At 38.0% G+C, this 13,939-nt stretch carries 10 protein-coding genes; 5 read left to right on the plus strand and 5 right to left on the minus strand.

Annotation, left to right across the window (positions count from 1 at the left end):
• Positions 1-222 precede the first annotated feature (222 nt).
• The 3 genes from phoR to H4J57_RS08900 form a co-directional block, all read right to left on the minus strand.
• Positions 223-1,518, minus strand: coding sequence for a phosphate regulon sensor histidine kinase PhoR (gene phoR / locus H4J57_RS08890; protein ID WP_182216484.1), 1,296 nt, complete (start codon positions 1,516-1,518; stop codon positions 223-225).
• Positions 1,519-1,566: 48 nt separating this feature from the next.
• Positions 1,567-2,268: a phosphate regulon transcriptional regulator PhoB gene (phoB, locus tag H4J57_RS08895; protein ID WP_146796261.1), complete on the minus strand. Its 702-nt coding sequence runs from the start codon at positions 2,266-2,268 to the stop codon at positions 1,567-1,569.
• A 197-nt stretch (positions 2,269-2,465) separates the two neighbouring features.
• Positions 2,466-3,392 (minus strand): porin, encoded by a 927-nt coding sequence (locus H4J57_RS08900; RefSeq protein WP_182242546.1) that lies wholly within the window; start codon positions 3,390-3,392, stop codon positions 2,466-2,468.
• A 314-nt stretch (positions 3,393-3,706) separates the two neighbouring features.
• Between H4J57_RS08900 and H4J57_RS08905 the strand changes: the two genes are divergently transcribed.
• Positions 3,707-5,452: a HAMP domain-containing sensor histidine kinase gene (locus H4J57_RS08905; protein ID WP_182242547.1), complete on the plus strand. Its 1,746-nt coding sequence runs from the start codon at positions 3,707-3,709 to the stop codon at positions 5,450-5,452.
• A 135-nt stretch (positions 5,453-5,587) separates the two neighbouring features.
• Positions 5,588-6,508 carry a recombination-associated protein RdgC gene (rdgC, locus tag H4J57_RS08910; RefSeq protein ID WP_070375929.1) on the plus strand — a complete coding sequence of 307 codons (921 nt, stop codon included), beginning with the start codon at positions 5,588-5,590 and terminating at the stop codon, positions 6,506-6,508.
• Between the two features lie 118 nt (positions 6,509-6,626).
• Here the strand turns inward: rdgC and hldE are convergent, their stop codons facing one another.
• A complete protein-coding gene (gene hldE, locus H4J57_RS08915; protein WP_182216480.1) occupies positions 6,627-8,051 on the minus strand; it encodes a bifunctional D-glycero-beta-D-manno-heptose-7-phosphate kinase/D-glycero-beta-D-manno-heptose 1-phosphate adenylyltransferase HldE in 1,425 nt (474 codons plus the stop codon).
• 84 nt (positions 8,052-8,135) lie between these two features.
• Between hldE and lpxL the strand changes: the two genes are divergently transcribed.
• Positions 8,136-9,074, plus strand: a complete 939-nt coding sequence (gene lpxL, locus H4J57_RS08920; RefSeq protein ID WP_182242548.1) for an LpxL/LpxP family Kdo(2)-lipid IV(A) lauroyl/palmitoleoyl acyltransferase — start codon at positions 8,136-8,138, stop codon at positions 9,072-9,074.
• A 116-nt stretch (positions 9,075-9,190) separates the two neighbouring features.
• Positions 9,191-9,871, plus strand: a complete 681-nt coding sequence (locus H4J57_RS08925; RefSeq protein WP_182242549.1) for a TcpQ domain-containing protein — start codon at positions 9,191-9,193, stop codon at positions 9,869-9,871.
• Positions 9,872-9,902: 31 nt separating this feature from the next.
• On the opposite strand, the gene glnE is transcribed toward H4J57_RS08925, so the two are convergent.
• A complete protein-coding gene (glnE, locus tag H4J57_RS08930) occupies positions 9,903-12,776 on the minus strand; it encodes a bifunctional [glutamate--ammonia ligase]-adenylyl-L-tyrosine phosphorylase/[glutamate--ammonia-ligase] adenylyltransferase (protein ID WP_182242550.1) in 2,874 nt (957 codons plus the stop codon).
• Positions 12,777-12,961: 185 nt separating this feature from the next.
• Here glnE and H4J57_RS08935 point away from each other — a divergent pair, with 185 nt between their 5' ends.
• Positions 12,962-13,927: a hypothetical protein gene (locus tag H4J57_RS08935; RefSeq protein ID WP_182242551.1), complete on the plus strand. Its 966-nt coding sequence runs from the start codon at positions 12,962-12,964 to the stop codon at positions 13,925-13,927.
• Positions 13,928-13,939 lie beyond the last annotated feature (12 nt).

The raw sequence follows: 13,939 nt of genomic DNA on the forward strand, positions 1-13,939 counted from the left end.
TTACGGCGAAATAAGAATTAACACATCAAATAATAGCGTTCATCATTAAAGCCGTGAATGTTCAGATAAAAGATTAGGATAAAAATACCGCGGCAATAATTATTATAATGATAAAAATTTAGCGTGTGTTGAAGTTAGTTAACCTTGGTAAATAAGCCACGTTTAGCAAATAAAGCGCTATCGGCACCTTATTCACTAGTGGATAAGGTACTGTTCAGAAGATTATTTTTTATTTAATGCTTCAAAGTAAATAATAAACTCACTACCCTTGCCCCACTCGCTTTCAATGGCTAATTCGGCATTATGGTGATGTAAAACATGTTTAACAATTGATAGACCTAACCCTGAACCACCGGTGTCACGAGAACGTGACTTGTCTACTCTAAAGAATCGTTCTGTGATCCGGTTAACGTGTTCAGGACGAATACCAGGACCATTATCTTTAACGGAAAACTTAGCCTTATTACCACTTCGTTGCCATAAAATGTGAACAGAACCATGGGCAGGCGTGTAAGCAATAGCATTAGATATTAAGTTAACACACGCACTTTTCAATTCAGTATCTATGCCTTCAATCCATAAGTCATCATTAAGATCAGCAGTAATTTTGTGTTGTTTATCTTGGTTAAGCCAAGTGGCATCGTCGACCAATGTTTTAATTAGTTTAGGCATATCAACAAATTGTTTATTTTCTTCATCGGCATGATTTTCTACCCGCGATAAAACTAATAACTGCTCTACTAAGCGGTCCATACGTGATACTTGAGTTTCAATAGTGCTAAAAGCTTTTTGCCAATGAGGCTCGAGCGCATGTTCAGTGGTCAGTATCATTTCCACATAACCACGCACCACGGTAAGCGGTGTTTTGAGCTCATGAGAAACATTGGCAACAAAGTCACGCCGCATTTCTTCTAATCTTTTAATTTTACTGACGTCTCGGGCAAGAAAGAGTACTTGGTCACTTCCATATGCCATTAAGCGCAGCTCTAACTGTAATTCGCTGTTAATGGGTGAAATAATATGACAGGGCTGTTCAAAATTACCGAGTTCTAGATATTTAGAGAATTCAGGAAAACGAATGAGGTTGTCAATACGTTGACCAACATCACTGGGCCAACGAATGCCTAAAATGCGCTGAGCTTTTTTATTACCCCACAAAATAGTCAGTTCATCAGATAAGACTAAGGCAGCATCAGGTAATGCTTCAGCACCATCCCTGAATTTTCTAATTCTTTCGTTTAACTGTCTTTGTTTGTGGCGGTGCTGTCTAATTTGTCGGTACAGGCCATCATATATTTTCCCCCAGATACCTTCAGATTGTGGAGGAGAGAGTGACTTACTTAGCCACAGCCACTTAATAAGTTTAAATAAATGGTGATAATGCCAACATAAAATAACCAAGGTACTGATACAGAGTACGAGGAGAGTTTGGCCAATTAAAAAACCAAAGAACGCGCTTACCGACAATATAGTCAGTAAACGCGTGATAATACTTTTTACGGATAAACGAAAATACATAGTGAGTCGTTTTTACCTATATATAATAATAAAATGCATACTTATGTATTACACACTCGTTTTAAGCTTTCCGGAGAATCGGTAGCCAGAGCCTCGAACGGTTTGAATAAAATCTTCATGCCCTTCGCCAGTAATCGCTTTACGTAATCGTCTAATATGAACATCTACCGTTCGGTCTTCCACATAAACATTCGTCCCCCAAACATTATCAAGTAATTGTTCACGGCTATAGACTCGCTCGGTATGAGTCATAAAAAAGTGTAATAAACGAAACTCCGTTGGTCCAAGCTCAAGTGACCGGTCATTAATTGAAACCCGGTGGGCGATGGGGTCAAGTTTCATTCCATGAAATTCAATGGCTTCTTCGAGCGCGGTAGGAGAAACTCGGCGAATAACAGCTTTGATACGTGCTATAAGCTCTTTCGGCGAAAATGGCTTAGTAACATAGTCATCAACACCCGCATCAAAACCTTTAACCTTGTCGTCTTCATCGGCACGGGCAGTTAACATTATAATAGGAATAGATCGCGTATATTCATTTTGTTTTAATGATTTAGCAAGCTTAACACCTGTGCCTCCTGGCAACATCCAATCCAATAAAATCAAATCCGGATAAGGCTCAACAATCTTTGCTTTTGCCTGTTCGTAATCTTCAGCTTCAATAGCATTAAAACCATTTTGCTCTAATACAAAAGTAATCATTTCCCTGATCGGCGCTTCATCTTCAACAACCAATATTTGTCTATTCATGTAAACTTCCCGTTGTCTAACTACACTTTACTTATTGACCATTGTGATAACTTTTTATGACATTTATATTACACACAACAAGTTTAATTCATTTATCTTTAAGCCAAAAGCTTAATTTATTAATCATCATCTACAACGTTAGTTATAAAAAAAGCGACCAAAAGTCGCTTTTTTTATTTTTACAATACGGTAATTAATTAAAACTTGTATTCTATACCTGCCGCTAAGTAATCTTGATCAGCTTCATTGTCTAGATCAAAACTCGTGTAAAAAGCAAAAAGTTTAGTACTTTTCGCTAAGGCGTAATCCGCGCCAACGGTCATACCTGAACGGTGATCGCCGCCATCATAATTAGCCGTTTGTACTTGTCCTTTAACTGTAATTTTATCAAAGCCATATTTTGCTGAAAACAAGAAACCTTCGACATCACTGCCATCAGAAACTTTTTCTTGTCTGTGAACAATAGCACCTAAGGTAAAGCCAGCGAGTTTACCCTGCAAGGTTAAACGGGCCGCATCATAACCTTTTACTTCTGAGTCTACCGCGATAGCAGCATAAATCTTAGATTTTTTAAGCGCTTTATCACCATAAAAAAGGGCCATTGAGGTGCCATCTTGTCCATCAACCTCATCTTCTGCAATATAAGTAACACCCAGTTGAAAACCGTTAACCTTAGGTGATTTGTAAGTAACCGTGTCGCTCATGCGGTTCTCACCTTTCCAGAGCTGTTTAATATCTCCGTTTAAATCACTGAATAAGTCAACCTTGCCTTGTGACTGTTTTAATACGGTATCGTTAATACCTAATAATACTTCACCAAAATTACCTTTCAAGCCAATGTATTGATTACGATCAGAAATGCTATCACCCTTGTCACTATCACCATCAAGGTCGACTTGAAACTCTGCTTTAAAAATAACTTCAAGGCCATTACCCAAATCTTGACCACCTTTAAAACCTATACGTGAAGCGTTACTTTTAACTTCAGAGTAAGTACCAGTACCGTCATCTGATGACTGAACTGTAACATTGGCTTTACCATAGATATCAACATCACCAGCAAACGCTGATACAGAAAGAGTTGATAATAATGCCGCTACAAGAGTGCTGTAAGAAATTTTCATATATATACCTTATTGGGTGACAGAGTCTTTTATATTAAGAACGATTTAAATTAACTAATTATTTGCCGCATATTCTGCCTAATTTATATGACATTTTTGTGACATTATGAATTATTTTTTAAAAGTTTATGACAATTTGATAAATTTAGCTAAGAAAGACTTCGTATAAGCCACAGCAATTTAAAAAAATTATTTCCTTTAAAAAGAGATAAAACACCTTATATTGAATAAAAATCATTCTTATAGCAGAAAATACTTTTAACCTACCGTAAAATGTCTAGAATTAAGATAGGTATCATAATAAAGAAGATAAAATGAAGGTAACAAGCATTTCTCGAAAACTATTGACCCGAGTGCTCTCGGTTTATTTTGTTTTAACCTTTATTGTCACCTGCGTGCAAATTGGTGCTGAGTACATTAACACTAAGAGCCACATAAACAGTGAGTTACTGACCTTAGAAAAAACATTTAGCAGCAGTTTAACACGTGCTGTTTGGGAGCTAAATACACAGCAAGCTGTTGATATTGCTGTGGGATTAGTCGCCATTCCTATGATAAAAGGCATTATTGTTACCGATGAAAATGACCAAATCATTGCACAATTAGGTGAGTTTTCTGAGGGTGAACTTTTTAATCAACCCGATAAAGTAACCTTAAATAGTGAATCTACTGCCATTAGCTCTTTTTCTGAAGGATTATTCGGCCATTCATTTCAACTCATCTTTGAGTTTTCTGGTCGAACAACAAAAGTGGGGACCGTCGTTCTCTTATCAAGTAATGAAGTGATTTTCGATCGTATTGAAGTTGGTATATATTTTTTAATCGGTAATGCGATGGTAAAGACAGCCGCGTTAGTTATTTTATTTTCCCTCGCCTTTTCCAGCTTATTAACAAATCCGCTTAATGAACTTACTGAACAAATCAACCATTTTGATATAGACGATCCCGAAGCTTCAAAGCTTCATACCATGAGTTATGAAAATAACGAGCTGAACATTTTACAAAGAGCCTACAACAATCTGCTCGATGAGCTGGTGCAATATCAAAATCGCCTGAGTACCGCAAAACAAGAAATATTAATGGCGAATCATAAACTTGACGATCAAAATTTAATATTAGAACAAGAAGTCGCTAAAAAAACGTCATCACTAAGTACCACCATGCTTGAAATGAATAAACAACAGCGTGAACTTATCGAGCAACAAAAACAGTTAAAAGCTGAAAATATTCGCCGCAGCCAAACAGAACAAACCTTAACAAAGACCAATCAAGAATTAAAAAACTCGATTCTAGAACTCAAAAAAGCGCAAGAACGTTTACTTGATGCAGAAAAAATGGCTATTTTAGGAAAATTATCAGCTGAAATATCCCATGAAATTAATACCCCTATTGGTGTCAGTATTACCTCAACCAGTTATTTATCAGATTTGTTAAATTCATTAAAAAATGATGTCGACAACCAAAAATTAACCAAACGTTCATTAGATGACTTTACTAAAAATGCTGACCAAAGTTTACATTTACTCTTTAACAATCTTAATCGCGCATCTGATTTGATCACCAGTTATAAACAAGTCGCTGTTGATCAAACGAGTAATAAAACACGCAAGATTAACGTTGCACAATACCTAAATGAAATTATTCAATCTTTGCAGCCAAAATTAAAGAAAACCAAACATACGGTTAACGTAAACTGTGTTGATAATATTGATATTTATTGCCATGCGGGGGCAATATCACAAATATTTACTAACCTAATAATTAATTCTATTATCCATGGCTTTGATGGTATAGAGAATGGCATGATTACCATAAGTGCAAAACTAAAAGGTGAACGGCTACATCTGCATTACCAAGATAATGGTGTTGGTGTTCCTCAAAATAAATTGCCACAAATATTTGACCCTTTTTATACCACCAAAAGTGGTACTGGAGGCACAGGCTTAGGCACTCATATCATTAACGAATTAGTTACTGATACATTGAATGGCACAGTAGTCGCACATTCTGAGGTTGGACAAGGTCTTAGCTATGATATTGAATTTAATGATATGCGTTAAAAAATTCTTCATTGCGATATCTTAACGGTAAGACTCTGCAAGTGAGTGCTAATAGCTGATATTTAAGTTACTATATTGCTCTTTTAAAATTTATCAGCCGGTGCACTTAGTGTTCCAGCGGCGCAGGAAACTTCTATGTGGTTCAAAAACCTATACTTTTTCACATTTACTCGCCCTTTTGCATTATCAGAAGATCAATTAGAAAAACACTTAGCTGAACATTTATTCACCCCTTGTGGGTCAACAGAGCAATCGCATTTTGGTTGGGTAAATGCTTTGGGTAAACATGGCCATTCAACGGTTCATGCCGCTAACGGTAACCTTTTAGTTTGCGCAAGAAAAGAAGAGAAAATTCTTCCTGCTCCCGTTGTAAAAGATATGATTGAAGCAAAAGTTGCGCAACTTGAAGTTGAACAAGCGCGCAGCGCAACTAAAAAAGAAAGAGAACAGTTTAAAGAAGATATCATTTTTGAACTACTACCTCGGGCGTTTTCTCGTGTTACCGATACCCATGCTTACATTAATGCTGAGCATAACCTTATTGTTGTAAATTCAGGTAGCCGCGGTAAAGCTGAAGATTTATTAGCCTTGTTGCGCAAAGTTATTGGTACTTTACCCGTAACAAGTGTTTCACCAGAAAAAGCGCCTGATGAATTGATGACTGACTGGTTAAACGAGAAAAGTATTGGCGACAACTTTACTTTAGGTATGGAAGCAGAGTTTCATGCCTTAGGCGATGATGGTGCGGTAGTTCGTGTTAAAAATCAAGATCTTGATAGCGATGAAATTAAAACGCATTTAGACGCTGATAAATACGTAGTGAAATTAGCGCTTGAATGGGATGAAGCAATGTCGTTTATTCTTTGTGACGATCTAGCGATTAAGCGTTTAAAGTTTTTTGATGTCTTACAAGAACAAAATGACGATATCGATAGTGACGACGTTATAGCAAAACTTGATGCAGACTTTGCCTTAATGGCTGGAGAAATTAATCGTTTGATTAATGACTTACTGGCTGAATTCAATGTTAAAGCGACAGACTACTTAGAGAGCTAATACGCTTTAGGTTACTGATGTCTCTAAAGAAAAAAGCAGCTAATATAGCTGCTTTTTCATTGCTTCACTTTATTACTTCAGTATCAATCGAGTTAATAATACCGGTAAAATAGGTAGACTACTTCAAACGAATAGAGTTGATGATATCGGTCGTGGAAATACCTTCTTCAAAGTTAAGTACTTTAACTGTGCCGCCATTGGCCATCACTTCTTTACCGCCAGCAATATCTTCAACTTTATAATCCCCCCCTTTAACTAATATATCGGGGAGAATGTTGCTTATAATACGTTGAGGGGTGTCTTCTGAAAAACTCACTACCCAGTCAACAGCGCCTAAACCAGCTAAAACTGCCATTCGTCTGTCGGTAGGGTTAACCGGTCGTCCACTGCCTTTTAATCTTTTTACAGAAGCATCGTCATTAACAGCAACAATCAAACGAGTGCCTAAAGTACCTGCATGGGCTAAATACGAAACATGGCCTGCATGTAAAATATCAAAACAGCCATTGGTCATGACAATATTTTCACCACGAGCTTTTGCTAATTTAACCGCAATTTTTAATTGCTCTTCGCTGACAACACCAAAACCACTTTCTTGCCCTGTCGATATTTCAGCTAATAATTCGGTCTCGCTCACGGTTGATGTACCCAATTTACCAACAACAATACCGGCAGCAATATTGGCTAAAGCACTCGCTTGGGTATATTCAGCTTTTGCTGCAATAGCCAAAGCAAGTGTCGCAATAACCGTATCACCGGCACCGGTTACATCATAGACCTCACGCGCTCGAGTCGGTAGATGGAATTCGTCATGATCTCGACGGAGCAAGGTCATTCCTTGTTCACTGCGCGTCACTAACATTGCTTCTAAATCAAGGTGCACTAACAGTGCCTGACCTTTAGTGACAATATCATTTTCTGTTTTACATGCGCCAACCACAGCTTCAAATTCGGATAGATTGGGCGTTAGTAATGTTGCACCACGATAGCGTTCAAAGTCGGTACCTTTGGGATCAACTAAAACAGCTTTCCCTTGCTTTTTAGCTATAGCAATTAAATTTTGAACCTCTGATAACGTACCTTTGCTATAATCAGACAACAAGAGTAAGTCATGATTAACCAATTGAGCAGCTACTTTTTCTTCAAGTACTTTTTTATTTACTTCGCTAAGAGACTCTTCAAAATCTAAGCGGATCAACTGCTGATTTCGGCTCATTACACGTAATTTAGTGATCGTGGGAATATTAGCTTGTTGATCAAATTCACAATTAATATTTAATGCTGATAGCTTTTTTTTCAAATGCTGAGCGGCTTCATCATCGCCAGTAATGCCAACAAGAGTCGCTCTTCCACCAATAGAAGCTATGTTTAATGCAACATTTGCCGCACCGCCGGGGCGATGTTCATCTTGATTAATTTTAACAACAGGAACGGGGGCTTCTGGAGATATACGATGTGTTGGACCGTACCAATATCGATCTAACATAATATCACCAACAACCAACACACTTGCTTGCTCAAAAGCGGGAATGTCTACTTTCATCCTATGCCTCTTAACTCTTTATGGATATACAGATATAATGGTTAATATTGTATCACATGAATTTCAATGAGTTGACATCATCCCGTGAGTAAAAATAAAGTTTTACAACCTGATTTTAAAATATCCTTCCTATTACCTAAGTATTGGTTAACTTGGTTTGGGGTAATTGTTCTCTATACCATTTCATGGTTGCCTTATAAATTACAATTAATGCTCGGCAGGATGCTCGGGCGCTTACTGTATAAAATAGGCTCAAGTCGCAAAACGGTTGCGATGAAAAACTTGCAACTGTGTTTTCCAGAAATGTCGCCACAAGAACGTACCCGTATTTTAAAGAAAAACTTTGAAAATACCGGCATCGCTTTATTTGAAACCGGCATGGGCTGGTGGTGGCCAGATTGGCGAGTTAGACGAAAAACAAAGATTGTTGGCCTTGAGCACCTAGAAAAAGCCCATCGAGAAGGTAAAGGTGTTTTACTCTTAACTATGCACTACTTAAGTGTAGAAATTAACTGTCGTGGCATGGGTACTGGGCACCCTACGGTGGTTTTTTATCGCCCCCACAATAATCAACTAATGGAATTTTTTCAGTTTAGAGGTCGTGGCCGCTCCAATAAATACATGTTGGGTAAGCGCGACGTTAAGGGCTTAATGAAGGCACTACGTGATAAGGAAGTTTGTATTTATTTGCCCGATCAAGATTATGGTCGAAATCGCAGTTTATTTGTGCCTTTTTTTGCTGTACCTAACGCTGCAACAACCACGGGTACATTAATTTTTGCTCGCCAGAAAAACGTACAAAGTCACATACTCATACCGACCAGAAATGATGATGGCAGCGGATACACTTTAGAAATAAAGCCAATGATGGAGAATTTTCCTACCGATAATGACGAGGCTGACGTTATTCGCATCAACCAAGAGCTAGAGAAAGCCATTATGTTTAAGCCTGAACAATATATGTGGTTACATCGACGTTTTAAAACTAGACCTAATGAAGATGACCCTTCACTTTACAAATAAGTCATGGTTGAAATCATCAGCATTGTATAAATAACAACTTTTCAGTATGGTAGTATTTATTATAAGTACACCATACTGGAATTTTCCATATGGCCTCATAACTAAGACAGCCTTATATGAACTTTTGGTTACGCAACATTATTTTTGGTTCAATTCTAATTGCTTTAGCTTTTTTATTATTTGACAACCAAGAAGAGCTATTTTCTTCTTTGTCGGATGATACCCAGGCAACCGTAGAAGTTGCGCCGATTAAACCAGCAGATAAAGCTGTTCTGGCATCAGAGTCCTCGACTTCAAAAATAAAAAGTAACAATGCGGCAGCAGATGGTTTATCTCGATTTTACGCCAACTTACATGGTGACGATGGCAGTTCAGGTCCAAAAATTCGCAATAATATAGTTTACTTGCAAGAGCCAACGGGTGACATAGTCAAACTGCTAGAAGCTCGGCGCATGGTCACACGTCCCTTACGAAAAAACTGGCGTGGCACCAATGAAAACCACCCATTTCGCTTAGGTGAAACACTCTTTCAAAAACTTTCAGAATATGCAAATAGTGAGGGTTTAGAAGTTATTTGGTGGTTAAATAGAGATTTTTTGGTCAAAGACCCTTTTCGTATTAATAAAGAAATCATCAAAACAGCTTACCAAGTTGGTAAAGCGGTTGAAGGACATTTTCGCGAGGGTATTAAGGTCTATTTTTGTCATCAACAACGAGCCATTGTACTGATTGATTTGGATATACCCTACCTAGATGAAGAGTGTATTTTATTACCGCAAAAGTCTCAAAGACGCTAAATAATAACGTCTTTGTAGTTATCAAACATTTCTATAAAGATTTTTCATACAGTGACAGGCAAATAGCAGCAACGTTTTCAGCTATTACTTCAAAGTCTACCTTAGTCAATAATTGCTGCTCATTTTTTAAGGTCGCGTGGTGACCAAAATCACGTAACGTGCAATAACTAGTCGTTAGCTGCTTTTGTTGCTCTGAGCTTATTACTCCGCAGTGTTGTAGCCCTTTAAGTAAATGCAAGTTATCGGAATATTTGCAAAGCTCTGGGTGCCTTGCACTTTCGCTAAGTACAAGGAATTGCACTAAAAATTCGATATCAACTAACCCACCCTCGCCTTGCTTGATGTCAGTGTCAGCCGATGTTGATTTATCTAAATGCGCACGCATTTTTGCACGCATTTTTAAAACATCGGCACTGACATTTGCTCGTTCACGGACGCAAGTCAGTATTTCTTGTCTTATGGCTGAAAACTTATTAGCTAATTCAAGGTTACCAAATACAGTACGAGCTCTGACTAACGCTTGATGTTCCCATGTCCATGCTTCTTCTCGCTGATATTGTGCGAAAGTATCAACATGAACGACCAACAAACCAGAATTACCAGAAGGACGTAGCCGCATATCTAATTCATATAAAATACCACTGGCCATACGTGTATTAAAAATGTGCATAATACGCTGTGCTAGTTTCATGTAAAATTGCGAAGCGGGGATCTGCTTTAAACCGTTGGTAACCTCATTACTTTGACTATTATGAACAAAAACCAAATCTAAATCGGAACTATAACTTAATTCTATACCGCCCATTTTTCCATAGCCAATCGCAGAAAAACCTTTATGGTTTTCGCCAACTGTCGACTCGGGAACGCCAAAACGCTGAACCATTTGTTGCCAAGCTAAATGAATAACTTCTTCAATAATGGCTTCGGCAAGAGCGGTTAAATGATCGCTAACTTTAGTTACTGGTAAGATCCCACAAATATCACCGGTCGCAATTCGCAAGTGTTGTGCTTGCTTAAATTGTCTTAACATGTCCATTTGTGCCTCCTGATCATCTTCAGGTATCCGCAACATTGCTTGTCTTAAGTCAGCAGAATAACTACTCAGCTCTGGCGGATTGTGTAACAATTTAGGATCGATTAATTCATCTAATAATATCGGATACTTAGCAATATGTTCTGCGATCCAACTACTTTGATGGCACAGTTTAATGAGGTGCTTCAATGCGCCTTCATTTTCAAATAATAATTCAATATAGGCGGTACGCGTTGATATTTTATTAAAAATAATTAAGACCCGCTCTAGCGTAAAGTGACCACTATGCTCTTGCTGTATGTGCCACATTAAAACGGGTACTAATTTATCAAGTACGCCACGCCCTCGATTACCGATACTGCGCTTTTCCATCTCAGCTCTAAATTCAGCGAGCAAACTCCATATTTTTTTAGCATCAACGAAGAAGCTGACCTGTTCGATCCAAGCAACACTCTCCTCATCTGACCATTTACTGTCCCACAATGCTGTCCAATGCTGATCTTTCGCTTGATGATTAGGACTCTCTTCGCCAATAAGTGCACAAAATTCCTGATGAACGCTGTTCATTTTCAACGCTAAAAACTCAAGAAAGTCTGGCCATGTTTGACATTGTTTATGATTAAGTGCCCATAATAAACGTATTTGATCCAAGATATTATCTGGCAAGGTCTGAGTTTGTTGATCATTTAACGCTTGAATAATATTTTCTACTCGTCGTAAAAAACAATAAGCATCGGTCAGCACAGCTTCATTCTCAGCGGTAATAACTTCTTTCTCGACCAAAATAGGTAACACCGTTAATAAGCGGCGGTGTTGCAATTCTTTTATCCGCCCGCCACGAATAAGCTGAAACACTTGTACTATAAATTCAACTTCTCTAATACCGCCTGCACCCAGTTTTATGTTGTTATTTAATTGTTTACGACGCACTTCTTGGGCGATCATCATTTTCATACGGCGTAAGCTATCGATAACACTAAAATCAATATAGCGACGATAAACAAAAGGTCTGAGTATGGTTGAAAGCTGGTCATGATATTTGCCATGACCAATAAGACGCGCTTTGAGCATCGCATAGCGCTCCCAGTCACGCCCTTGCTCTTGATAATAATCTTCCATGGCATTAAAGGTTAAAACAAGCGGACCACTTTCACCAAAAGGACGTAAACGCATATCGACGCGATAAACAAAACCATCAGCCGTTTTTTGATGTAAGGCAGTAATTAATTTTTGTGCTAAACGAATAAAAAATTGCTGATTATCAAGACTACGCCTAGCACCTTGTGTTTCTCCCATTTCTGGGTAGGTAAAAATAAGATCGATATCAGAAGAAAAATTTAATTCACGTCCACCTAGCTTGCCCATCCCATAAACTAACAGTTGTTGAACCTCACCATTTTTGCTGTTGGGTATGCCCCATTTTTCTTGGCAGAGTAATGTTAACCAGTTTAATGCGGCTAAAATAAGCTGGTCAGCGAGTTCGGATAAACGCTCTAACGACAAGGTTAATTCAAGATCAAATAACAAGTCAGCAACGGCAATATTAACCATCTCTTGTAAACGAAACTGCCGTAAGATTTTATGTAATTGCTCTTCACTTTCACAAGGGGCAATCAGCTCAGTAAGCATTTGCTGATAATTGGGACAGTCAGTTTGGTAAACACGTTCACTTGAAAATAAAGACACCACAATGTCAGGGCACTGCAATGCACTGTTTAATATAAAGTCACTTGCCATTAATGCTTGATGAAAATCAGCGAGTTGTTGATCGGACAAATTAGCGGTTGCTTCGGGGTATTGATGATTAAACAATTGCGTGCTTTTTTGCTGTTGCAGGGAGAGTATATTTGGTAGCTGAGTTGATTTATTCATTTAATGACCCATTTGTTAACTATGCAAAAGATAAGGAAGAAGAATTTCAAATGAAATCACGAATTAATAGACATATTATGTCTATGATGCTATTAATAACGTGTTATATATATTACACATATAGATAGCAAATTCGTACTCAAATAACCTGAGTATATGTTAATAATAGCATTTTTGAGGACACTATGGCAGGAATGCAACACATCAAATACGCTTTTTTAAGCTTGATTATTTTCTTAGTCGGTTGCTCTGATCCCTTCGAAGAAAAAATTAAACAACAAACGCCAATCACTGAGCTTCGTATTCAACAATTAGCTGACGCCTTAACGGATGGTCAGGTACGTAATGCCAGTTTAATTCATCAATATGCTGAAAAACTTCAACAGCAAAAGCCACATCTTACGCAATTAATTAACGAATTTAACAAAGATGCGACGACAAAAGGTCCAATGTATTTATCGCTACTTGACCGTTTAGCAACCATTAAAAATCAACCAAGTATGTTTGCCAGTAAAGAAGATATTTTCAATGAACTGGTTAACATTTATCTTGCCGCTGACCCAGTACTTTACTCCGACGCATTAAGCGACCCACTCAATGTGCTTGCTGACATGTCTGATGGTATTTTGCCGCGCGTTAACTCGTTATCAAAAGCACAAAGTAAACAAGCCAATAATGCTCAGGACTTTGGTACCGGAGAACAGTTAATTGGCAATCCAAGTTATGGTAGTTGGACGCAAGGAAGCAATGGTATGTCTTTTTGGGCATGGTATGGCATGTATTCAATGATGGGTGATGTATTTGGTTCTCGCCGCACTTCATATAATGATTGGGGTCGTTCAAGAAACTACAGTTATTATAATGATTACGGCCGAACTCGCTATAGTTCACCAAGCCAATTAAAAAAACAAAATGATTTAGATACCCGTACAAAAAAATCATTTCAAAGCCGCGGTCAAAAATATAACAGTACTTACAGTAAAAGTCGGACGGGGTCATCTAGCCTTTCTAAACAAAGTAGTACGGCACAAACCAGTGCAAAGCGATTTAGTACCAATAGTTCATACGCAAAGAAGTCTAGCTACTCAAAAAGCTCCAGCTTTAGAAACAGCAAAAGCACCACATCTCGCAGCTTTAGACGCGGCAAATAACGAGTAGGATAT

The sequence above is a fragment of the Colwellia sp. BRX8-7 genome, from assembly GCF_014077275.1.
In the GTDB taxonomy this organism is placed as follows: Bacteria; Pseudomonadota; Gammaproteobacteria; order Enterobacterales; family Alteromonadaceae; genus Colwellia_A.